Origin of the sequence: Litoribrevibacter albus (genome assembly GCF_030159995.1) — a bacterium.
Classification (GTDB): Bacteria; Pseudomonadota; Gammaproteobacteria; order Pseudomonadales; family Litoribrevibacteraceae; genus Litoribrevibacter; species Litoribrevibacter albus.
In genome coordinates this window covers 63403-85754 of the sequence record NZ_BSNM01000003.1, presented here as the reverse complement: position 1 = coordinate 85754, position 22352 = coordinate 63403, and the positions used below count along the sequence as shown (strand labels likewise).

At 47.0% G+C, this 22352-nt stretch carries 20 protein-coding genes and 2 riboswitches; of the genes, 1 reads left to right on the top strand and 19 read right to left on the bottom strand.

Going from position 1 to position 22352, the window contains the following annotated elements; all coding sequences use genetic code 11:
- Nucleotides 1–12 precede the first annotated feature (12 nt).
- From QQL66_RS02115 to cobU, 10 genes are all read right to left on the bottom strand, one after another.
- Nucleotides 13–1347, bottom strand: a complete 1335-nt coding sequence (locus QQL66_RS02115) for a cobyrinic acid a,c-diamide synthase CobB (protein WP_284378210.1) — start codon at nucleotides 1345–1347, stop codon at nucleotides 13–15.
- Between the two features lie 14 nt (nucleotides 1348–1361).
- Nucleotides 1362–1997 (bottom strand): cob(I)yrinic acid a,c-diamide adenosyltransferase, encoded by a 636-nt coding sequence (gene cobO, locus QQL66_RS02110; RefSeq protein ID WP_284378208.1) that lies wholly within the window; start codon nucleotides 1995–1997, stop codon nucleotides 1362–1364.
- 4 nt (nucleotides 1998–2001) lie between these two features.
- A complete protein-coding gene (locus tag QQL66_RS02105; protein WP_284378206.1) occupies nucleotides 2002–3807 on the bottom strand; it encodes an AAA family ATPase in 1806 nt (601 codons plus the stop codon).
- Entirely contained in the window at nucleotides 3788–4570 is a 783-nt protein-coding gene (locus tag QQL66_RS02100; RefSeq protein ID WP_284378203.1) for a CbtA family protein, read from the bottom strand. The genes QQL66_RS02105 and QQL66_RS02100 overlap by 20 nt, the downstream gene beginning before the upstream one ends.
- Nucleotides 4571–4829: 259 nt before the next feature.
- Complete coding sequence (locus tag QQL66_RS02095) at nucleotides 4830–5015, bottom strand: CbtB domain-containing protein (protein WP_284378202.1); 186 nt, start codon at nucleotides 5013–5015, stop codon at nucleotides 4830–4832.
- Between the two features lie 31 nt (nucleotides 5016–5046).
- Nucleotides 5047–5296, bottom strand: a riboswitch (cobalamin riboswitch).
- Between the two features lie 39 nt (nucleotides 5297–5335).
- Nucleotides 5336–5668 (bottom strand): hypothetical protein, encoded by a 333-nt coding sequence (locus QQL66_RS02090; RefSeq protein ID WP_284378200.1) that lies wholly within the window; start codon nucleotides 5666–5668, stop codon nucleotides 5336–5338.
- Between the two features lie 16 nt (nucleotides 5669–5684).
- The gene (locus QQL66_RS02085; RefSeq protein ID WP_284378198.1) at nucleotides 5685–6452 is read right to left on the bottom strand and encodes an adenosylcobinamide-GDP ribazoletransferase; all 768 of its coding nucleotides are present in this window, start codon (nucleotides 6450–6452) and stop codon (nucleotides 5685–5687) included.
- 66 nt (nucleotides 6453–6518) lie between these two features.
- Nucleotides 6519–7196, bottom strand: coding sequence for a histidine phosphatase family protein (locus QQL66_RS02080; RefSeq protein WP_284378195.1), 678 nt, complete (start codon nucleotides 7194–7196; stop codon nucleotides 6519–6521).
- Nucleotides 7197–7310: 114 nt separating this feature from the next.
- Nucleotides 7311–8381: a nicotinate-nucleotide--dimethylbenzimidazole phosphoribosyltransferase gene (gene cobT, locus QQL66_RS02075; protein WP_284378194.1), complete on the bottom strand. Its 1071-nt coding sequence runs from the start codon at nucleotides 8379–8381 to the stop codon at nucleotides 7311–7313.
- 36 nt (nucleotides 8382–8417) lie between these two features.
- On the bottom strand, nucleotides 8418–8960 hold the full coding sequence (gene cobU / locus QQL66_RS02070; protein ID WP_284378191.1) for a bifunctional adenosylcobinamide kinase/adenosylcobinamide-phosphate guanylyltransferase: 543 nt from the start codon (nucleotides 8958–8960) through the stop codon (nucleotides 8418–8420).
- A 183-nt stretch (nucleotides 8961–9143) separates the two neighbouring features.
- A riboswitch (cobalamin riboswitch) is annotated at nucleotides 9144–9347 on the top strand.
- 43 nt (nucleotides 9348–9390) lie between these two features.
- Between cobU and bluB the strand changes: the two genes are divergently transcribed.
- Nucleotides 9391–10143, top strand: a complete 753-nt coding sequence (gene bluB / locus QQL66_RS02065; RefSeq protein WP_284378188.1) for a 5,6-dimethylbenzimidazole synthase — start codon at nucleotides 9391–9393, stop codon at nucleotides 10141–10143.
- A 131-nt stretch (nucleotides 10144–10274) separates the two neighbouring features.
- Here the strand turns inward: bluB and QQL66_RS02060 are convergent, their stop codons facing one another.
- The 9 genes from QQL66_RS02060 to bacA all read right to left on the bottom strand — a co-directional run bounded on the left by QQL66_RS02060 (nucleotide 10275) and on the right by bacA (nucleotide 22338).
- Nucleotides 10275–10958 carry a phospholipase D-like domain-containing protein gene (locus QQL66_RS02060; protein ID WP_284378186.1) on the bottom strand — a complete coding sequence of 228 codons (684 nt, stop codon included), beginning with the start codon at nucleotides 10956–10958 and terminating at the stop codon, nucleotides 10275–10277.
- Nucleotides 10959–10990: 32 nt separating this feature from the next.
- Nucleotides 10991–11533 (bottom strand): TFIIB-type zinc ribbon-containing protein, encoded by a 543-nt coding sequence (locus tag QQL66_RS02055; RefSeq protein ID WP_284378184.1) that lies wholly within the window; start codon nucleotides 11531–11533, stop codon nucleotides 10991–10993.
- A gap of 54 nt (nucleotides 11534–11587) precedes the next feature.
- Entirely contained in the window at nucleotides 11588–12169 is a 582-nt protein-coding gene (locus QQL66_RS02050; RefSeq protein ID WP_284378182.1) for a rhomboid family intramembrane serine protease, read from the bottom strand.
- A 39-nt stretch (nucleotides 12170–12208) separates the two neighbouring features.
- Nucleotides 12209–17635, bottom strand: a complete 5427-nt coding sequence (locus tag QQL66_RS02045; RefSeq protein WP_284378180.1) for a DNA repair ATPase — start codon at nucleotides 17633–17635, stop codon at nucleotides 12209–12211.
- A 121-nt stretch (nucleotides 17636–17756) separates the two neighbouring features.
- The gene (locus tag QQL66_RS02040) at nucleotides 17757–19781 is read right to left on the bottom strand and encodes a flotillin family protein (RefSeq protein ID WP_284378177.1); all 2025 of its coding nucleotides are present in this window, start codon (nucleotides 19779–19781) and stop codon (nucleotides 17757–17759) included.
- Nucleotides 19782–19916: 135 nt separating this feature from the next.
- Nucleotides 19917–20603: a DUF1449 domain-containing protein gene (locus tag QQL66_RS02035; RefSeq protein WP_284378176.1), complete on the bottom strand. Its 687-nt coding sequence runs from the start codon at nucleotides 20601–20603 to the stop codon at nucleotides 19917–19919.
- A 74-nt stretch (nucleotides 20604–20677) separates the two neighbouring features.
- Nucleotides 20678–20917, bottom strand: a complete 240-nt coding sequence (locus tag QQL66_RS02030) for a hypothetical protein (protein ID WP_284378174.1) — start codon at nucleotides 20915–20917, stop codon at nucleotides 20678–20680.
- 55 nt (nucleotides 20918–20972) lie between these two features.
- Nucleotides 20973–21659 carry a PspA/IM30 family protein gene (locus QQL66_RS02025; RefSeq protein WP_284378173.1) on the bottom strand — a complete coding sequence of 229 codons (687 nt, stop codon included), beginning with the start codon at nucleotides 21657–21659 and terminating at the stop codon, nucleotides 20973–20975.
- Between the two features lie 40 nt (nucleotides 21660–21699).
- Entirely contained in the window at nucleotides 21700–22338 is a 639-nt protein-coding gene (gene bacA / locus QQL66_RS02020; protein ID WP_284378171.1) for a biofilm formation regulator BacA, read from the bottom strand.
- Nucleotides 22339–22352 lie beyond the last annotated feature (14 nt).

Below are 22352 nucleotides of genomic sequence, written 5' to 3'. Positions count from 1 at the left end.
TGTCTCAACAGATTATTCAGGCTTGAAGAGTTTCGCCACCGCCTCGGGGTTCGATGGGAAAAACAAATGGAGATAACTCGCCGTTAAATGCTTGCTTCGATAGATGGCTTCGCCCGGTGCCGGGTGTCGTTGACGACGGCCATGAGCAATCGGTTCATCCGTATCTGCACTGCGCGATCTATGATGAGCATGGGCTCGAATTTCTCCTTCCGGTAACGGAGCCGTTTGCATGCCCTGACACCCACGTTTGCCACGCATAGCACCATGTCCGGTAAGAATACCCAGCATAGGGTATTGCTGTTCATCCAAATCGGTCAGTGTTTCCAAACAATACAAGAAACCACCACACTCGGCCAAAATCGCTTTACCGGATTGATGAAAAGTTTGTATTTGCTCGATCATCGGCTGGTTCTGAGCCATCTTTTCAGCATGTAATTCCGGATAACCCCCGGGCAACCACAGTGCGTCAGCCTCTGGTAAAACATTAGAATGAATCGGGGAGAAGAAACTTAACTCCGCGCCCATCTCTTCCAGCAAACGTAAATTGGCATCGTAGATAAAACTGAAGGCTTCGTCTTTGGCGATGGCGATGCGCTGGCCTTTTAACAGTTCAGGCACATCAGACATTTCTGCCATATGGAAATCTACTGACGGAACACGCGCTAACAAATCAGCCAAGCCTGCCTGTTCCAACCAATCGGCACCATTGTTTAAACGTATTTCTAATTCGTCGGTTACTTCAGACGCTTGCACCAACCCCAGATGACGCTCCGGTAAGGCCACGTCTTCCGAACGTGCCAGATGCGCGAGTAGCGGAAGGTTCTCTGGCAAGGCATCTTCGATCAGTTGGCGATGACGTTCCGAGCCACAGTTGTTGGCAATTAAACCGGCGAACTGAACATCATCCCGAAAATTCACCAAGCCTGTCGCTACCGCAGCCGCAGTTTGCGCCATGCCTTTGACATCCATCACCAAGGCAATAGGGACACCAAAGCGAGCTGCTAAATCGGCGCTGGAAGGCTCACCATCGAACAGCCCCATCGCGCCTTCAATCAAAATCAGATCAGCATCACGAGCGGCTTCAAACAACTTAGTCTGACAGTAGGCTTCACCCGCCATCCACATATCCAACTGCTCAACCGGTTCACCAGACGCTTGATGAAGAATCTGCGGGTCGAGGTAATCCGGCCCGGTTTTAAAGACGCGAACCACTTTGCCTTGGCGTTTCAACATTCTCGCTAAGGCCGCTGAAACCGTGGTTTTCCCCTGCCCTGACGCAGGTGCGGCTAAAAACAGCGCTGGGCAAGATGCGGTCTCAGGTTGGTCGGCAACTAACGCTATATTCATGAGATTTGTCATGCTTAAAACTCAATCCCGGCTTGTGCTTTCACACCTAAACGGAAGGCATGTTTGTCATCTTGAATGGTTGAAATGGTGTCAGCAATTTCTTGAAGACCCGTCGCCATTGTACGACCAGTGATGATTACATTCTGATGCTTAGGGCGATTCTGCAAAGCTTTCACCGCAGGTTCTACTTCCAGGTATTTGTACTTGAACATGTAGCTCAGTTCATCAAACACCAGCATGTCGTAACTTTCGTCTTGCAGAAGTTCTTCCGCCAATGCCCAGGCTTTTTTCGCGGCTTCGATGTCCTGGGTTTTGTCTTGAGTTTCCCAGGTAAAGCCGTGACCCATTACATGCCAATCCACTAATGGATGATCTTTGAAGAATTTATACTCGCCTGTTTCACGACGGCCTTTAATAAACTGAATAACCGCGCACTTCATACCGTGTCCGGCAGATCGGGCCATAGTACCCAACGCAGAGCTGCTCTTCCCTTTGCCGTTACCACGCATCAAAATTAGTACGCCACGCTCTTCGGTAGCTTTGGCAATACGCGCATCGACCACGGCTTTCTTGGAGGCCATGCGTGTTTGGTGTTTTTCCTGATCCGTCGATGACACTTGTTCAGTAGTTTGCGTGTTTTCTTGAGACATGATCCTAGACCTTTAAAGTGTGAGAAGACGGTGAAGTGAATTCAGGCAACGAAAGATCCGTTAATTTGAAATACTCCGCAACCAAGGATTGGGCAATGTGAAGTGCTTTGCCACGTTTGACCTGACTGTCTTCAGTATCAACAACCGTAACCTGCCCAAGTAAATCCAAATCATCAAAAGCTTGGCTGGTTCGACCGTCGGTAATGAGGTACGTCTTTATGAGTAAATTCGGTATTTGTGTCACTTGTTGCTGCTGGAAAGCTTTGGCTTGTTGAAGCATCTCTCGCAGCGGCGTACCTCCTGCTGCTGGAATAGTATTCAACAAGGTAATGAGTGACTTTGGCGCACGCTTCTTCGGCAGTAACGTCTCTACTTTTTGATTACCAAAGCCCATTAAGGTCATTTGTTCACGAGCCAGATAGGCTTGATTGGCAATGGCACTGACCAAAGATTTGGCCTTGGCAAAGTTCTGATGTTGGAGAATCGACGCCGACGTATCCAACAACACCAAATGCAACACGGGCTGACTTTCTCGTTTCTTTCGAAATACCAGTTCTTTCAGCGGTATCTGGCCTGCGTTCTTAACCATAGAACCGAACCAATGAACTTTGCTATCGTCTGTTTTCGAGGCATACACACCCTTACTCCCGATGCCTTTCTGACGACCGGAACTAAGGGTTTGAGGCTTTCCCAAAGATGATTGTTTCGCAGAACGTTTCTCTGCTTTCTTATTCAAGGGATTGAGTTGCCAGGAAGCTTCCACAGTCTGTTGTTCTTGAGCCGTGGAAGACATACTGCCCCAATCCCCTTCGGAACCCTCTTTGGTTTGTTGATTCTTTGATTCCTGAGGCCGCGAAAATGGCGTTCTTGAAGGCGTATCAGAAGACTCTGGTCTTTGTGAATTAGAGTTCGGAAAATGTGGTGGATTCGATGAATTGCTACTGTTCTGACGACGATGCGCCAACACCAACTCTTCAACGGCCAGAATATCCTCTTCCGTTACCTGATCTCGCCGATGCCATGCTGCATGCGCCACAGCGGCACGATACCAAACAATGTCACCACGCATACCATCCACATGTGCCTCAACGCATTTCTCAGCGATCAAAATGCGTAACTCATCAGCACATTGCACCTGATTCAGTAGAGTTCTGGCGGTTTGAATGCTCTCGGTTAATGTGGCTTGCGCTTTTTGGTAGTCCTGAACAAACACCTCAGGGTTTCGATCAAAGGCTTCACGTAAACGCACAATCTCGACACGTTCTTCCACACTGTATTGATTGGATAACTCAACGGACAAACCAAAACGATCCAGTAGTTGAGGACGCAATTCCCCCTCATCCGGGTTCATCGTACCCAACAAAATAAACTCGGCGGAATGACTGTGGCTGACACCATCGCGCTCTACCACATTAACACCACTGGCCGAGACATCGAGCAGCAAATCCACAAGGTTATCTGACAGAAGATTTACTTCATCCACATACAAGACACCGCCATCGGCTTTGGCTAATAAACCTGGCTGAAACGACACCGATTGGTCGGCCAAGACCTTCTGTAGATCTAACGTGCCCACAAGCATTTCTTCACTGGCACCCAGCGGAAGCGTAACAAATTCATGAGGTTTATTTGCCGACGCTGGCATAACATCCGCCAGCCCACGAGCTAACGTAGATTTAGCAGACCCACGAGGGCCACTAATTAACACCCCGCCAAGAGCGGGGTTGATCGCAGCAAGAATCAAAGCAAGCTTGAAAGAAGCCTGCCCTGATACTGCGGTAAAAGGAAACTTAAGCGTTTGCGGTTTCATCCTGACCTAGGCCTTTCAGTACGTTTGGTGTCAGCACCCAACGGTTCAATACCCAAGCACTCATTACACCCATCACCAACCAAAACAGCAAGTTCGAAACTGAGGTAGTAACAATAAATTGTTGATGTAGATCCGTTAACGCAACAATCGCTGCCGGATCAGGATGAGAAAACGCCGGGCCGTCAGGATGTGGAGCAGAAACAAGATAGGGTAAGCTGATCGCAACCACACCCAGTGCTTTGAACTTCAACGGTGCATAGACCAATACCAATAACCCAATGGCTACTGCAGCTGCGGTTAGCATCCACCATGCTTGTCGGTGCTCAACCGGAGCCGCCTCAATACCAGGAATTTCAGGCGGAATACCAATGGCCGGCGCACCGAAGAACACGATGAAACCACCAATCCCCCAAGCAATCCCTTTCAAAAGATTCACACGAGTAAGACCCTGCAAAGACAACTGACTCATGACAGCCAGTAAGATTGCCGCGTAACCGATGCCCGCAAAGATATTGGCTGACATGGTGTAGGCTGTTCGCTCAATGCCATCTTCCGGAGCCCAGGCTTCTTCATCATGAGAATGGGCATGACCGGCTTCCTCACCATGATGATGGTCAGCCACAGGGGCAGGTTCTTCAGCCACTTCATAGGTTTCAGAAGCGAAGATAATAGGATTAACAACATAAACTTGAAGGAGACTGAATACAAAACTGGCAACGATGCCGACCAGCAAGGCATTTAATATGATTCGACGAAATAACATAGGTTAAAGCTCTTCCATAACGAGTATTTAGAACGCACAAAAGCCCAATCCGACCGGATCAGGTTCATTCAACTGCGAGTTTTTAGACTGTGGAAAATCAGTGGCGATGAACTAACCGCACATATGTAATAGGCTAGGCTCTAATAAACAAAGTTCTAATAGACCAAGTTCTAATAGACCAAGTTCTAATAGACCAAGCACTAGTAAACAAAGTACGAATAGGCAAAGCACCAACTAGAAAGTCACTAGTGGCAAACTTTTAATGGCAAGGAAAGGCCATCGCGTGACGAGTATCGTGCGCTGCGTTGTGCGCTGCATCCATTGGTAAGAAACCTACCGCGAATACAACCACGGCACCAAAAATAATGGCAGCGGCAGTCTGTGCTAATGATGAAACTTTAACGTGTGTTTTCGCGTGCTGAGCACTTGAAACTTGAGTGGTCATTTTCTTCTCCTGCACCCACCGTGCAATGGTTATTATAAGGACTTGTCAGGCCGGTCTCCGGGCTCTAAGAGTAGTTCAAAAATTCGAACTTTACCTGTTTATCCCTTCCCGGTTTTGATCAAACCAGTGGTTAGCTAAACAACTCTTTTACCGTTGCGGGGGCAGCGATGGAGTCAGTACTGCAATGTTCTCTCTGTACTTACCATACTTCCCGATTATCCTTCTGCATCAATCGATTAAACATGATGGACACATCAGGCACCTGAACAGCAAGCATAGTAATGTATATGACGAGTGAAAGCTAGACGCGACGGGAGACACTAAAGCTCTTCTAATCGATACCAATTACTGGCGACTTTCCCGGTGGATTGATGCATAACCACAGACAACCCCATCTCTGCGAGTCGTTCATTGAGATTGCTGGCGTATAAACGCTGTTGAAAAGCGTAATAGTCGATGGGATAGACCGTTTGAACCAAACGATGAAGGCCATTCAGGGTAAAGCAAAACCGACCATCGTCGATCATAATGTCATCAAACTCTCTATCAGGCTCGGGATCATTAAGAATACGCTGTTGAAAGTCTGGTTTTAAACTGTCCACAAACATCGAAAAGAGATGATCGATCAAAACATCACTCATGGTATCGGTCATAACAATTGGCCTGCTCTTACCCGTTCAGGCCAATGTTAACGCCAATAAAGAGCGCAAGACCAAACAACGCAGCCAACTCCACCAGCTCAATCATGGCACCAAGGGTGTCACCGGTGCAGCCTTCGATACGCTGAATCATTCGCTGTCGCCAGCCCAAGAACACAGCCAGCGACACAGTGAACAAACACAGTGCCAGGACAGGTTGCAGCACCAGCGTCACCAACGCCAATACAATTAGAATGCCCCAGGCTTTGGATGCATCCAGCTCCTGACTCAAAGCCTCACCCAAACCGCCTTCCCTCACGTATTTGGTGGTTAACAACAGTAATACAGCCGACATTCGGCCAATCACAGGCACGACCATCAGACCACACGCCAGGCTGCTGCTCAGTAAGGACTCAATCAACGCAAACTTGAGTAATAAGCAAGTGATTAACACACACACCGCGATAGGCCCACTGACCGGGTCCTTCATGATTTCCAAAGTGCGTTCCTTTGAACCAAAACCGCCCATCCAGGCATCGGCACAATCAGCGAGGCCATCCAAATGCAGAGCACCAGTTATCGCTACCCAAACAAGGAGTACAATTCCTGCAACCACTAACGAGGAAAACCAAGGCATCAGCAACGCCGCTAAGACCCACAAAAGCGCACCAATCACAGCGCCAACCAGTGGATACCACAGCACCGAGTCCGCCAAATCTTTGTTCTCGACGTTTTTAAGGTTTGGGGTAGGCAATAACGTGAAGAATTGAAGGGCAACCCAGAAAGATTTTAGGTTCATATCTGTCCTTTTCGTTTTAATTCCATAGGATGGTTCAAAGGTAAGAAAGAGCGTTCAGCAAGCGTTTCATCCAGCTTTGTTATGAAACTCCATCATCGGATGATACTGCTCATTCTCTTTGCCATCAGATGCTTTCTCATTAGATACAGCCTCATTAGATACTGCCTTATTAGACACTTTCTCATCAAAGAACACAGAGAAGCGAGTTAAACAACCATAGGGCACATTCATCTTAGAGACCGATGTCATTGGAATCGATAGCAGCTCGGACAGAAGCACGCGCATGATTCCGCCGTGATTCACCAATAAAATACGTTTTCCCCGATGGCGTTGTAAGATCTCAGCCCAAGCCGCCATCACCCGATCCGTCATTTGTGCAACAGATTCCCCGCCATGCGGGTTACTCTCAGGGTCGGAATAAAAGGCTTTAACGTTATCAGCTTCCGCCTTCCATACATCCCTAAAGGTCAAACCTTCCCAGCGGCCAAAGTTAATTTCCCTAAAACCGGAGTTGATCTCGAAAGGTCGCATCAGATCTTCTGCCAACGCCATCGCGTATCGCCGACACCGTTGCTTGGGGGACGTAATGATCACATCCCAATCGGACACAACGGAAACGACAGCCTTATTCATGGTTTCCCAACCGTCTTTACTTAACGGACTATCAATGATGCCCCGATAAATCGATTGGGCACCCTCACATTCGCCATGTCTCAAGAGATCAACTCTTGTGGTTTGCGTCATAAGCTAACCTCCACATTCCATAGCTTAGAAGGAATTCGTCGATTTGAGATATTCACAGCACGTCCTTAGTGTGTACAAGTACAAAGCAATCAGTACAGAATGACGAAAGAATCATTAATCGTCTGAGTTACTAACCCCCGCCGACTCAAAGGTTGCCATAGAGGAATGGAGTGAACAGGCTAATCTAAGCAACGGTAGGGCCACAGCCGCTCCACTGGCTTCGCCCAAACGCATTCCCAGGTTTAACAAAGGTTTGGCATCCAATGCCTGCAATACTTTTTGATGCCCGGACTCTTCTGACTGATGAGCAAAGATCAACCAAGGTCTGAGCTTTTCATTGATGCTAAGCGCCGCTAATGCAGCAACGGAACAGATAAACCCATCCACCAAAACAGTCACACCTAATTGTCCACAACGGAGATAGGCACCGGTTAGCGCAACAATTTCCAAGCCACCAACGGCTTGTAGCGCTAATACCGGATCACTGATTGAATCCTGATGAAGCGCTAACGCCCGCATTACAGCCTGTTGTTTGATGGTTAATCCCTTATCATCGACGCCAGTGCCGCGTCCAACCAATGCCAGGACTTTTTGTTCGAGCGTTAACTCATCCTGAATCAAGGCAGCGGCAACGGCCGACGCCGCTGTGGTGTTGCCGATCCCCATCTCACCGCCAATAAAGAGTTGGGCACCCTCTTGATGGGCTTGTTCTGCAATGGATTTGCCCAACCCAAGCGCGGCTTCAAATTCAGCCTCGGTCATTGCTGCCTGCTGACAAAAGTTTTGAGTGCCCGCTGCAACCGGTTGATTGATCAATTTAGGATGGTCCTCCACTGGCGTTGCCGTTCCAACATTGACCACTTGGAAATCCGCGCCCTGCTCTTTCGCCAACACACTGATGGCCGCACCACCGGCACAGAAATTTTTAATCATTTCGACAGTAACCGCTTGAGGAAAGGCAGAGACACCTTCTTCCACAACGCCATGATCGCCAGCAAACACGCGTATGGCGACGTTATCGACTTTCGGCTTCAACGTGTTTTGATTAGCCGCCAATTGGATTGCAATGTCTTCCAACTGCCCCAATGATCCCGGTGGCTTAGTCAGCTGATTTTGATGAGCCGATGCTTGCTCACCTTGTTCTGCATTAGGCTGTTGAATCGCTTGAGTCCACCAGGCAGTCATAGTCAGATCCTTTAAAGACAAAAAATAAGTTAAGAACTAGGTTTTAGGAATTGAGGAGGATTTGAGGAATTGGGGCAGACCGGCCACCACAAACACCACGGTATCACAGAGTTTGGCTAAATCCTGATGCAACCAACCGGCCTCATCGACAAACTTTCGGGACAATTCCCCCATCGGCACCACACCTTGACCGACTTCGTTACTCACAAAAATAACATCACCGGGTAGCGTCTGTAGGGTATCGAGTAATTTAGCTCGCTCCGATTGCCACGCCTGATCTTGCTGAACATTTTCAGATTGCAACAAACAGTTGGTCAGCCACAAGGTTAAACAATCCACCAGAATACAGTTATCGGCTCGACTGTGCTGTTTTAAGACTTCAGCCAACGCAAGCGGTTCTTCAATCAAAGACCATTGATCAGAGCGACGGGCTTGATGCAGTTTAACGCGTTCCGACATTTCCCGATCCCGGGTTTCTGCGGTAGCCAGATAGACAAGTTGTTTGCCTGAAGCCAACGCCCGTTCTTCAGCAAATCGACTCTTTCCTGAACGAGCACCACCTAAAATGAGTTCAAGCACGGCTTTCCCTTAAACCTGAATGACCAAAGAAGAATAAATCACGAGGCTGCCACTTTATCGGCTGACGGGAAAGCAGGTCAACTAAATCCCTAAGAATTCTCCTTGACCCAACCAGGCTAAACTCCTATAAAGCTTGTCAAAACGTCAGGTGCCCAAGGTGTAAAGCAGTCGCTCTAATGAAAAATAATCATTATGAACGCAGCTTCACCGAGGGAGAATCGGGAATCCGGTGACAATCCGGAACGCGCCCAGCCCTGTGATGGCGACTTATACATCAATCGGCTGTGATACACAGCCAAGCCACTGGACTTGTTCAATTGAGCACCGGGAAGGCGATGTATAAGGATGACCCTCAGTCAGTAGACCGGCCTGATTGTGTAACTGCGCTGTAGCTGGACCCTGCACGCACATTCCATTGAAGGGGACTAATATGGAATCCAGCTCTCTTACTGAGCGCCATCGTTTTGCCGAGGCAGAGCGTGATGCGCTCTACAAAACCGTGTTTAATCGTCGTGATGTTCGTGGTCAGTTTTTACCTACTACCGTGCCCGACGAGGTATTAGCGCGTGTTCTTTATGCCGCACACCATGCGCCTTCTGTAGGTTTCATGCAACCCTGGAATTTTCTGGTGATTCGTTCTCAGCAGAAAAAACAGCAGGTACACCAGCTGTTCTCAAAAGCGAACAAAGAAGCGGTAGAACTGTTCGATAAGGACAAACAGAAAACCTACAAGAACTTAAAGTTGGAAGGCATCTTAGAGTCGCCGATTAATCTCTGCATCACTTGTGACCGAACCCGAACCGGCAAACCTGTGCTCGGTCGAACGCATATGAAAACCATGGACCTCTACAGCTCCGTCTGTGCGGTACAAAACTTATGGTTAGCCGCACGTACAGAAGGTTTAGGGGTTGGCTGGGTGAGTATCATGCATGAAGATGAGTTGAAAGCGACCCTGGGTATCCCTGAGCATGTGGTGCCCATTGCTTACCTGTGCATCGGCTACGTGGAGCACTTTAAAGACAAGCCAGAGTTAGAGACGAAAGGCTGGTTACCAAGAATGGAGATCAGTGATCTGGTAAATTTTGAAGAGTGGGAAGGTTCAGCCCAGTCCTCAGATGATCAGGAGTTGCTATCAACCTTAGCCGAGATGTCCGACTTCCCGACTGGTTTTCCGGTGCGTTAGATTTAAGTGCTTTCTTTAAATACGTTCATTAAGCGCATTCTTTAAATGCCCGATCACATACAAAAACAGCCCTGAAGGTTTCCTCTTCAGGGCTGTTTTTATTTGTAAATAACGTCCGTAACGAAAGGGCCTTAAGCAAACTCTTTCCACAAACGCTCAAATTCACTGTTAAAACGCTCCAACAATCGTACATCGCCACTGACGGCAATGTTTTCCTGATTGTACCGGGAAGCGCTTCGAGTCCAGTTAAAGCTACCGTTCAACAAAGTCGTTTGATCAAACACGGCAAACTTGTGGTGCATGTGGTTGTCAGTTCGGTCCATCCGAAGCGGCACACCTTTCTTACTCAGTTCATCCACATCACTGCCAAGATCATTCGCCTTGTCGTTATCAGTGATCACTCGAACCTGAACACCCCGCTGATGCGCTTTGAATATTGCATCGCTCAAACTGTCATCCGAAATGGTAAACACACAGATATCGATGGAACGACGAGCACCATGACACAAATCCACAATCTTGCGGCGACACTCATCACCTGGGCTAAAGCATGCGCTGCTCGCAATCGAGGTTGGGTTTTCTGCTGAATCCAAGGTTTTCACAACCTGCTCTAACCATTTCAACACCGGCATGGTCAGATTAACGTCTTCCCGGATTACGTCTCTGGCCAATGCAAAGGCTTTATTGCGAACGAAACGCCCTTCTTCCAGAGTTAACGTCGGAACAATTTCTCGTAACTCCGCTTTTTCAGCATTATCTAACTTGGCGTCTTCCAACGCCTCTACCAACCACTTTTCCAATTCCTGCAAACGCATTTCGTCTCCTTACTGCGTTGAATTCATTTACATTACTCGTAGGAAGTAATCACAAACTGTTTGATGTCGTCACGTTGAGGGTGTTTATCCAACCACTGCTTAAACTGCTCAACACGATCAAAATCTTCTTCACCAATGAGATCTACATATCGTTGTTTAACGACGTTATACATCCGTTCTTTACGAATGCCACGCTGCCAGGCTTCGGTGAAAATCTTCGGTAGTTGACCATGCAGATCCAACTGCTTGAGTAATCGCCATTCACCTTTATCTAACCAGGCTTCATCACAATGACTGCATAAATCAAGTTGATTGGCCGTCATCAACCCGATTTTGAACTTAGTCATCAAACGAGCGCATTTTGGGCACACCTGAGCCTTTTCTTCGGGATTTTCCGACGCCTCTAAAGATTCCAACTCACCCTCTTCTTTTGATAGATCGGTATGTTGAGCCCAATAGCGATAGTTAATCAATGACAACAGCGCTCCATCACATTCACTGCAAGACGCTGCAACCAACCCTTCTTCCAATTGTTTTGGCTCTAAATCTGAACCATGACACGCAGGACATTTCATAGCTATTTCCCTTTCACTTTTTTATTATTACTTGCTCGTTCCGTTCTTGTTTTTCTATTCTCGAAGCCGTTTTTTAATGGCCGGAATATTGGAAAGCCAAGCCGCTAAGATTCCCGCTAGCGCACCAAACAAATGCGATTCAAACGAAACATCTGAGTCTTGCGGTAAGATACCCACCACCATTCCGCCGTAAAACAGAATCACCAATACGGCGATGAGGATATTCACTAATCGGCGATCAAACCACGCCAACGCAATGCTCAAGCTCCATAAACCAAAGATCCAGCCACTGGCACCGATGTGATTGGCCTCTCGACCGAACAGCCAGACGAGTAAGCCACAAACGAGAACGATCACCACACTGCTGAAGACATATAACCGGACGGATCGAATCAAGCACAACCAGCTAAAGACGATCATGCCAGCCAAATTATTGAATAGATGGCCCAGAGAACCATGAATCCAAGGTGCGGTCACCACATGGAATAATCGGTCAGTATCTCTGGGGTATATGCCAAACTGAAACAAGGCACCATTCGCTAGGCCATTGAACACATGAACAGCAATCATCGCTCCGCAGAGCAAAGCGATGATTTCGATCTTATGAAACAAACCTCTACGCCTGCTTTGCTTCATGTTCGGCATCTCGTAACCCAAGCGCAACTTACGCTGGGTTTACGATTTCCCGTCCGTTGGAAACTCCGATTCCAATTGCTGTAATTGGGCTTGGATTGCTTCCATCTTTTCATGCGTTTTCAGTTCATGATCCATACGTTGATTCATACCGCGAATCAGAGGGAAGATACCCTTACGCAAAGTGAAGGCCAGGACTCTTAGCACTTTATTCACATCAGGATCAGGTTGATGCGTGACTTCCAGCTTCGGCAATTCAATCGCTTTCGACAAATCCAATGCACTCACGCTATTTGAAGCATCCGCAGCCAACGCTTCCGATTGAGCCAGCATGTCACCAATGCGAATCAAGGATTCATTAATGACATCCAACTGGTCAAATTTAACCGGAGTCTCCGTGCTTCCTGCATTTGGTTTAGCTGCCGCTTCAGCCACTAATCCTAATTGCTTGATGCCATCAGCCAAGTCAACCAGTTGCGCTACCACCTTGGAGCCGACATCCGAATCATCACCGCCCATGGCTTTATTACGAAGGAAGTCCTTCTTAATTTGTTGCCAACGTGCCGCTTCTTCCGCCGTCATGTTGCCGCGTAACTCCGCCAGTTTTAGCAAGTTCTCTTCGGCACCGGAAGTCAGCAATTGAGACTCACCGAGATAGTGATCCGAGATCATTTGCATCAGCTCATCGTCGTTCATCACAGACGAGACTTTTTCCGACATCTTGTTCATGTTGCGGTAACTGCCCTGCAACTTGAACGAGGGTTCGGTTCGGTAGGTATCATCCTGTGCGGCAGAAGCGATGTACTGCTGGTTGATCTTCAACACCACGTCCTGAATGGTGAAGAGTTTCTTCAACACGCCTGTGATCTCACTGATTTCTGCACCACTGTATTGGTGGCTCAAATCGGTAGTAGCAATGTTCTGACCTTGCGCCAACTTCACCAGTTTGTAGACATCGTCCATTTCCCGTGTCGCCATCGGTGCCAACACCGGATTCGAGGTTAAACTGTTCTCGATGTAACTCAAGGCAAACACTTCTTCCATGCCGCCCAGAATATCACCCAGGTTATAAATATCGGCACGGTTGGCCAGCATGTCTGGGACTTTAAAGGCTTCACCGGTTTCCGTGTACGGGTTACCCGCCATCACCACGCAGAACTTCTTACCGCGCATGTCATAGGTTTTTGGCTTACCTTTCCATACACCTTCGATTCGACGCGTACCATCACACAAGGAAATAAACTTCTGAAGGAATTCGGGATCGGTGTGCTGAATATCATCCAGATACAACATCACATTGTTGCCCATTTCCAAACCAAGATTGAGTTTTTCCAGTTCCTGACGAGCCGTCGCGTTCGGTGCCTGTGAAGGATCAAGCGACAACACATCGTGACCAAGCGACGGACAGTTGATCTTCATAAAGATCAGCCCCAGGCGATTGGCAACGTATTCCATCAAGGTGGTCTTACCGTAACCCGGTGGCGAGATCATCATCAACAAGCCCATCAGGTCGGTTCGTTTGTTCTCACCCACCGTTCCCATTTGCTTGGCCAGGTTGTCACCAATCAGCGGCAAATAGGATTCGTTGATCAAACGGTTTCGAACGAAAGAACTGAGCGGTTTTGGCTTGAAGGATTCCAGCCTGAGCAGTTCTCGCTCTTCATCAATGATGTCTTGTCTGAGCTGCAAGTAATCCTGATAGCCTTTGACCACTCGGTATTTGTGATCATCCAGACGTTGCAGGAATTCATCCAAGGTTAGCGACAAGGTCTGCTGAGAAATTCTCGGGTGATCCCCAAGTAACCCAGTGATGTTAAGCTCTACATCGGCTTCGGTCGGACGACGTTCGATACGGCCATCGGCGTTAATCAGTGCTACAGCTTCCGGGATGTAACGAGCTAACTGTGTTAAAGACTTACCTTCAACCATCGCTGTTAACCAGGATTCACTGAGTGACCATCTCGCAGCCACTTGCCCTTTCAGTTTTTGTAGAGACGCTTGATAACGCTTCCAGGAAACATCATCCAAACTGCGTTTGAGTTCATCCACCAGATTTTGAGCGTACTTGCTGGAAATGAAGTCCAAACGATCCCGGCTCAGTTCAGCCACCAAATATTCAGCCGTACGCTCAAGGTCACGCTCCGAGTGCTCTACCGGGTACTGGCTATAGAAAGTGACCAGACACGCTTTCACTTCCTCAATCAGCAATTTAATGGCTTGATCGTTGTTAAAGATTTCCACCATAGTGGCGGCCGATTGGGCACGTTCCTGCCATCCACTTGAGGTTTCTTTAATCGCTAATAATGCTTCATCGGCTTTACGTTCCAGGTGCTGAATATTGGCCCAGAAGATCTGCGCTAACGCCCGACACTTAGGATCAAACTTCAAAAGGTCGGCACTTTCGAGCGCTGGAAGCAGCTGCTTCAGAATAAGGGCGGCATCATGATCATGAACGCCTTTTTCGTAGCCTTCCTTATAGCGCGGCGTTGCAAAAGCACGCACCAGTTTGAGTAACTTCTGATCATCCAATAAGGCGTCGTTCAGCTCCTCAAGCGTCACTTCCTCTCCCTTTGGTGCTGCATTTAAAATCAGGTAAGCCAAGTACTCGGCACGATAGACATCGGAAGTTTCAGACTCTAACGTCATGTCCCAGTAAGATTTAAGTGCAAGCAGTTCAGGGCGCTCAATCGGTTCGAAGAAATCGGTGCCCGTTAGATGGCTGTTCAACACACCATCACGAGGGATGATGGTTAAGTCCAGCTCTTGGGTATTTACGCTGAACTTATGACGAGGCCCCAACTTGATAACATTACCGCCATCTTCGTAGATGTCGGTCTTATCACGCAATGAGCGTAACGCTTGTTCCTGAATGGCTTTAAAGCGGGATTCAATGTCATCCGCTTTGACCGCACTTTCCAGCTCGCGCAAGCGTGCTACCATCTCACGGATTTTCAGTACCAAGGCATCAGAGGCAAAGTAGGTATTCAGCTCATCAGCTTCGGTAAATTTGAAAGAACGGCGTTCGATGCTGCCTAAAATACGAGCCGCCGCATCCGCAACGCTTTGTGCCTTACGCTGACGTTCATCGAGCAATTGCTGTTTGTGAGATTCAAACGACTCATAAACTTCCTCTCGCTTCGCCATAATGTCGGAGAGGAATTGATCAAATTCACTGAATTGGCTTTCAAGTTCTTCCAATTGCACCAATAAACGAGACAGCTGCTCTTCACACTTTTCTGGCGTGGTTGCCATACTGAGTGCATTCGAGATACTTTGCGAGAACAGCTTAAACTGAGCACCAAACTGGGCGATCGCTTCTTCAGATCCCAAGTTTTTCTGCTTATGACGAGCCGTCGCTTTGCTTTGGTTTAGCTTGGAATACACTTCCGAAATCGAATCAACGATTCGGGTACGAACTGTCGTATCCTGAACCTTCAACGTCGCCATCAATTCCGACAACAAGTCCAAACCGGAGGCGGTTGATTCAATAGTTTCAATCAGAGGTTCCAACGTCGCATTGGTCTCGGCCTGCTCCACCTCTTTATTGATTTCATCAATTTTTTCGAGATACGGAACCAGAGAGTCTTCGTCGGACAGGAAGGTTACAGTCTCTTCACTGACGCGCTCCTGAGCTTCGACCAATTGCTCGTCCAATGCTGCAATTCGATCAAGATCTATGTAACGATATTCTTTGATGGTTGCCAGGTGTCCGCGTTGACGACGCAAGCGATCCAGGGCTTCCACATAATGTTCGGCGGTTTCCCAGTTTTCAGGTCGAAGCGATTGAAGAATCTCGGTCTGCCCTGCTTCAGCATCTTTCATCGACTGTTCAGATTGACGACGAATGCTCTCAACTTTCTCAAATTCATCGATGACCAATTCGGAGGTTTTGGTCACTTCTCTCAGAAGTTCGGCTAACGGCGAGGAATCCTGGCCCTCTGGCTTGTAGTTTTCAATCCAATAATGACTGTCGAACACCTTGCTGGCCGTTTTGCTCAGCTCTTCATACATCCGAACAGAAACCATTTGGTTATCAATTAAACGGCAAATGCTATAAAGATCAGACACACCACGCACCAGCGCAGCATTACCAATGCGACCAAAGAAGGTTTGGCTAACCTCCGCCTGACTCGCAAACTCCTGACTCACAAACGGCGTCTGCCAAATTTGCATCGGGTGAACTCGGGTCGGCTCCTGCTCGGCAGAAAAGATCACTAACTTGCCATCATCAAACAAGGCATAGCCGTGCCCATAAATCGGATTCTGAAGTTCTTTGCTGATCAGGTTGTAAGCAAACAGGCCAAAGGTGCCACTGTCTTGCTCATAAAATACATACAGGACATCTTCACCATTGGGTGAACGAATCGCCCGTTTAAACTTTAACGGTTGAGTTTCTGGATCAATCAGCTCCAGATCAAACGTCTTGTATTCGCCCGTCTGTAAATAATAACCACCAGGGAAAATCACCCCGTGATCTTCAGGCAACTGAACACACGACTGACCAATGGCATCGATTCTTAGCACTTCTTCGGTCAAACCATTAAAGATCAAATAGCGCCAATTGGTCTCACGATACGGTAAGATCTTTAACAGAATTAATTCGCCCAGCTGTGCGTACTGAATGTCCGCATCGTCCAGCGATTGGGTCTGATCATCCACAGGCTCACGGTAAATACCGAGCCCATCTTCAGTGTTGTTTTCTACTTTGATGGTCAGGTCACCACCAATGGTTTCCACAAACACCTTATCAAGAATATTGATGTGCGCGTGACGGCCATGCACCACATCTTCACGCGAGGTGGCTACCCATTCAAAATCATAGGAAGGTGGTAGCTGGATATCCCGTTCACCGCGATTGTCTATGTACTTGATGTCTTTTCCATCAGCGGATACAGACCAGCGGAATACCCGAATGTCTTCCAGTCGTTCACCAATTTGGAACCCTGCCAGCAACTTCCCTTGCTTGACGGTTAACTGAACGAGTTTGGTATGTTTGTAATAGCGATATAGCTCATCAAAGTCACTCACAAATGAGGACTGAGCTAAAAAACTGGAACTCAGATCTGCGGGCTCCAGATCGTAGTTATCTCCGTCTTCTTTCAGTCGGAACAGAGAGAATACATCTTCGATCTTTGTTTCTTTCTTCAAGCCCAGAAAAACGTTGTAGCCAAACAACAAGTAGTCGCCCACTTGTACCATGTCTCGGGCAACGCTGTTATTTTCGGTGCGAATTCTGACACGAGACACGACGCTCATATCTGAGCTACCAAATTCAGACAATCTGGCTTCGTTTAATGCATGAGTCTGCTGATAGAGAGTCTTGCCCTGATCCGTCAGTCGTTTCCGAATAACTTCATAGGCACCACCTTGAGCAACGGCGGCTTCTACATGGCCACTGCCTGCAGCTGAATTGTTCTGTGACTTAACTTGTGAGTTGTCCGATGAAGTGGACTGATCTTGCTGCACCATCGTTTGATCCTTTCACTCAGTACAGAAATAAGAAGAGGTTTGGATAGGTCGGAAAAAGCAAGCCGTATCGACCATAGCATCGACCATAGATAAAACTATGGTCGATACGTTCTAGTGAGTGTTAGTGAGACACGTCACTGCTTGGTTTACTGTCCGCACCCTTACCTTGAGTGTCTAGCACTTTCGCTAACAAGGCACCTACAGTGCTGCTCTTAGAGGCCAAGCCATCAACGGCTTTACCCAGTGACAATGACTTCGCGAAGGTATCGAAGAAGTGCTCTTCACCGCCCACGATGTCAATCTTAGCTTTCTGCAGCGCAGTAGATAGAACTTCTGCGTTTTCTTTCGCAATGGATTTACCAGCTTCAATAGACGCCATGGCTTCTTTGAAGGCCGTTTCCAAACTCATACGGAATTCTTCGTGCTCACGAGCCTGATCACTCATTTGACCCATAGCTTCAAACTTGTCTACCAGACCTTCTGCTTCCGCTTTGAAGTGCTCGCGAGTAACGGCAGCTTCCGCCAGACCAACTTCTTTACGTGCTTTCGCTTCAGCATCGCCTTTCGCACTGATAACTTCAGCATCTGCCAAACCGGTTTCACGCAATGCTTTCGCATCCGATTCACCTCTGGCTGCAATCACTTGGGCATCCGCCAAGCCTTTCTCACGAATCGCTTTCGCTTCAGATTCACCCTGAGCTGCCACAACATTCGCTTGTGCCAAACCTTCTTTCTCAAGTGCATCCGCTTTCGCTTCTTGTACTTTCGCTTCTGCTAGGCCGCTTGCAGCTTGTTCAGCCTGAATACCTTCAGCCATTTTCTTCTTGGCATCCGCTTCTTTTGCTGCTGCTTCAAGATTCGCCTGTGCCATAGTGGTCACTTCAACGGCTTTAAACTTGGCAGCTTGTTCTTCTGCTTCGGCCGCTTTAACTTGTTTCACTTTCTCTTCTTCAGCATTCGCTTCAGCATTCAATACCTGAACCTGCTTCATACGATCCGCTTCCGAAACTTCACGTACTTCTTTAATACGCTCTTCTTCAATAGCAACGGTCTTATCTACAGCAACACGTTCGCGAATCACATTCGCAATTTCTTTTCTTTCAACTTCAACCGCTTTCTCGGCTTCAATACGCTGAAGTTCGACTTCACGTTCGCGAGATACGATTTCCAGATCTTTCGCACGCGTTACTTTTTCAATTTCGATCACCACAGCACGCTGACGGTTTTGTTCCGCCACTTCAATTTCACGCTTCTGATTCTCGGTTTGAACAGCCAGTTCTTGATCCACGCGAATCTTGGTTTCTTCCGCCTTTTGACGCTCTTCTTCCTGAACCTTCAAGGTTTCAGCTTCTTCACGTGCACGGATGGTCGCAATTTCACGCTCTTGTTTGGCTTCGGCATCCGCTTGCTGACGTTCCAGTTCCAACATCGCTTCACGGGTTTCAACGTTCTTCTTCTTAATTGCCAAAGATTCGTTTTGCTCTAGCTCATTGGTAATAACGTTTTGAGTCGCCGTCAATTGAGTAATCTTCTTGATACCTTCGGCATCCAGAATATTGTTTGGATCAAGAGAACGCTTAGGCGTTTGCTCCAAGTAATCAATGGCAACGTCTTCCAGTACGTATCCATTCAGATCATCACCAATTACTTGAACTATTTTTTCACGGAATTCCAAGCGGTTTTCAAACAACTGAACGAAATCAATCTGCTTACCAACCGTTTTTAGTGCTTCAGAGAACTTAGCCGCAAACAGATCGTAAACAGCATCACGATCAGAGGCACGATCAGCACCGATCGACTTTGCAACGCGCAACACGTCTTCCTGGGTTTCATTCACTCGAAGGTAGAAGGCAACAGTGATATCGGCACGCATGTTATCCGCACAGATCAAACCATCATTCCCTCGACGATCTACTTCCAAAGTAATCAATGAAATTTTCATTAATTCCTTTTTATAGATAATCGGATAAACCAAAGCACCCGTAAAATGCACTTTTGGTTGAGAAGACATGTCATTCACAATCAAAGCCGTGCCTTGAGCGACTTTGACATAGAAGGCTTTAAATAGAGCCGCAAGCCCCATAATGAAGATGAAGAAAATACCAATACCGGTAGCAATCGGCATAAGTAAAGATAAATCCGCCATAACAATTACTCCATTTGTTAATATTTGGAATTGAATTCCATAAAAAATCATTTAGTTAGGATTAATCATAGAACCGTGACTAACCCTACACTTACATCTGTAAATTCAAATATTAAGTTAATTTGAGTGCTTGAGTTAATTCAAAAACTCCTGCTCTGAAATCACACGATACGCATGTTCTTCCTTCAAATATTCGAACAATACAACCCTATCTCCTTTGTTAAATACTTGATTATCAGTGGTTCTTGCTTTGAAAATCAGACCTGCACCGCCATCATCCAAATAGACCTCACCAAATGAGGAATCCACTCGACTTGTACGAACGACGGCAGTTTGACCCAACACATGTTTAATGGTGTGCTGAGTTGCACTCTTGAATAAGGGACGTAACGGTTTAATAACTTGAGCAGTAATCAATGCGGCAATATATAAACTGCCAATCAATACAGGAAGCCCAACTAAATAACGTATTACACCGTCAGGAACTAACCCAAACAAGAAATGCACAGCAAAGTAACAAATCAACCATCCAAATAAGGAAATGAAAGACACAACGATAGTGGTTGGAACACCATTAAGCCCAAGTTTCATCATTAAGCCTGCCAAAACCTCCGGCGTACTTAAATCCGTTTTATTAGCACCTAACTCACCATCCGCATCCGGAATATCAAAATCTAATATATCTAAATCCACAAACCCCAATACAGCAACTACCCAGTAAAGCAGACAGACAGCCAAAAAGAAGGTAAAAAATGCGGTTGGGAAGGACGCAATATTCTGATAGAAAGGGTCCATCTTATCGCTAAGTAAAATAGCAAACATTTCTACCTCCTTTTATTTTTCTAAAGCATGTGCATTGATAAAACAGGATAGAAAACCCTGCTGATTTCTGGCCATCAACCAGAAATCTCTTGCTGAATGGTTTTCAACGCCTCTTTCATTGGCGCGTCTAACTCTTCCGGTGTGATACGTGAAATAATGTTGCGAAGGACACGACGTTCATTTTCGTCAACTACGCCATCGCGCTTTGCAATTTCAAAGATTTTCATCAACTCGCCCGCATCCAACTTTCCGTCATCAGCGAAGCAATTGATAGACTGGAAAGACATTTCCAGATAGTCACGATTTTCTTTCATAGATCCCTTTCCTTAGGTTCATAGTTGAGGAGTAAGTGAAGGGAAACTCCCTTCACTAAGATTTTTTCTTAAGGCGCTCAAGAATATCATCTGCTTTCTGAGCACCCGGCGCGATACCTGCCTGCTCTAACTTATCTTGCAGGCTTTGGCTGGATGTATCTACCGCCACTTCACTTGCAGCTTCCATCTTGGCAGCTTCAAGCGCTTGTTTTTCTTTAATTCGTTCTAACGAATCCATTGCTGTTCTTAACTTGGAGTTTGAACCGGTGTAGCGCTCAGCTACCGCTTTTTGTGCACGCTGGACACTCTCAGTCGCTTTTACCGTATCCACTTGCTGCTTCAAGCGTTTGATATTTGCTTCCGCCAACTTCACAGCAGACTTAAGCTTCTCAACGCTTTGAGCATAACCTGTTGCAGCATCCTGTTCTGTAGCAAGCTGATTCTCAAGATCAGCAATTTTTTCAGCCACTTCCCTTGCCAAAGCCTCATCGCCTTTTTCAAGCGCTTTAACAGCATAGCCTTCGTATTCAGCGACACCGTCTTTCAGTTTGGCTACTTTCTCTTCCGCCAACTTTTGCTGAGCCAGAATAGCCACCAAACCTTCTTTGGACTTTCTTAACTCTTCAGAAGCGTCTCTTACTTCCTGATCCAAGATACGTAACGCCTGGCTATCAACAATCGCTTCACCAGCCTCATTTACCCCACCTCGAAGTGCGGTCATCATTTTTGCCCAGATATTCATAATGATCTACCCCTTTTTCTGACTAAAGTGTTAATAATGACTACGAGTCCACAGGAGAAGCTAAAAATTCTCCGTAAGCTTCGGTGGCTTGAATCACATTGGTCGCTAAAACCTCAATTTCAAAAACAATATTATCCAGTAACGACGTTGCACTTAATGCACCAAACATATGGTAATAGTCCTGCCCATCAGGCATTGCATCCAAACTAATTGTCGAAAGAGGAAAATACTTATGCGTCCTTAACACTGCATCATTAAAACCTGCCACATCTGTCACCTCGTCTTTCGACCAAAGTACAGACTCCGCGATAATTTGCTCACCTGCCACTGTTACAAACACCGGCAAATCACCGTATTCTTTCATCACTACCAGCAAAGACGGCTCAACACCATCAATCAGCTCTACACTTGCCAAACCCTCACTAAACAAAGGTTTATTTAGCAATGCTTCGTAGAGAGATCCTGTTGTCCAAACAGTCATGGACTCATTTGCATTACCCATTACTACATCTCCTGTATTAACCCACGTTGACACACTCGATTTACGCAACTGCTTTTCTATCACAGACAAACGCTTCGCGTGCTCTGGTCGAATCCAAACTTCCTTTTTTACTAACCCCTGCTCACGCAAGCGTCGCCTGAATTCTCGCTGATAATGTGCTGATGATTTCTTGTTCATAAAGCTCACTTTAG

Coding starts and splice junctions, on each gene's coding strand:
- QQL66_RS02115 (WP_284378210.1), bottom strand. CDS start 1,347: ATGAATATAGCGTTAGTTGCCGACCAACCTGAGACCGCATCTTGCCCA.
- cobO (WP_284378208.1), bottom strand. CDS start 1,997: ATGTCTCAAGAAAACACGCAAACTACTGAACAAGTGTCATCGACGGAT.
- QQL66_RS02105 (WP_284378206.1), bottom strand. CDS start 3,807: ATGAAACCGCAAACGCTTAAGTTTCCTTTTACCGCAGTATCAGGGCAG.
- QQL66_RS02100 (WP_284378203.1), bottom strand. CDS start 4,570: ATGTTATTTCGTCGAATCATATTAAATGCCTTGCTGGTCGGCATCGTT.
- QQL66_RS02095 (WP_284378202.1), bottom strand. CDS start 5,015: ATGACCACTCAAGTTTCAAGTGCTCAGCACGCGAAAACACACGTTAAA.
- QQL66_RS02090 (WP_284378200.1), bottom strand. CDS start 5,668: ATGACCGATACCATGAGTGATGTTTTGATCGATCATCTCTTTTCGATG.
- QQL66_RS02085 (WP_284378198.1), bottom strand. CDS start 6,452: ATGAACCTAAAATCTTTCTGGGTTGCCCTTCAATTCTTCACGTTATTG.
- QQL66_RS02080 (WP_284378195.1), bottom strand. CDS start 7,196: ATGACGCAAACCACAAGAGTTGATCTCTTGAGACATGGCGAATGTGAG.
- cobT (WP_284378194.1), bottom strand. CDS start 8,381: ATGACTGCCTGGTGGACTCAAGCGATTCAACAGCCTAATGCAGAACAA.
- bluB (WP_284378188.1), top strand. CDS start 9,391: ATGGAATCCAGCTCTCTTACTGAGCGCCATCGTTTTGCCGAGGCAGAG.
- QQL66_RS02060 (WP_284378186.1), bottom strand. CDS start 10,958: ATGCGTTTGCAGGAATTGGAAAAGTGGTTGGTAGAGGCGTTGGAAGAC.
- QQL66_RS02055 (WP_284378184.1), bottom strand. CDS start 11,533: ATGAAATGTCCTGCGTGTCATGGTTCAGATTTAGAGCCAAAACAATTG.
- QQL66_RS02050 (WP_284378182.1), bottom strand. CDS start 12,169: ATGAAGCAAAGCAGGCGTAGAGGTTTGTTTCATAAGATCGAAATCATC.
- QQL66_RS02045 (WP_284378180.1), bottom strand. CDS start 17,635: ATGGTGCAGCAAGATCAGTCCACTTCATCGGACAACTCACAAGTTAAG.
- QQL66_RS02040 (WP_284378177.1), bottom strand. CDS start 19,781: ATGGCGGATTTATCTTTACTTATGCCGATTGCTACCGGTATTGGTATT.
- QQL66_RS02035 (WP_284378176.1), bottom strand. CDS start 20,603: ATGTTTGCTATTTTACTTAGCGATAAGATGGACCCTTTCTATCAGAAT.
- QQL66_RS02030 (WP_284378174.1), bottom strand. CDS start 20,917: ATGAAAGAAAATCGTGACTATCTGGAAATGTCTTTCCAGTCTATCAAT.
- QQL66_RS02025 (WP_284378173.1), bottom strand. CDS start 21,659: ATGAATATCTGGGCAAAAATGATGACCGCACTTCGAGGTGGGGTAAAT.
- bacA (WP_284378171.1), bottom strand. CDS start 22,338: ATGAACAAGAAATCATCAGCACATTATCAGCGAGAATTCAGGCGACGC.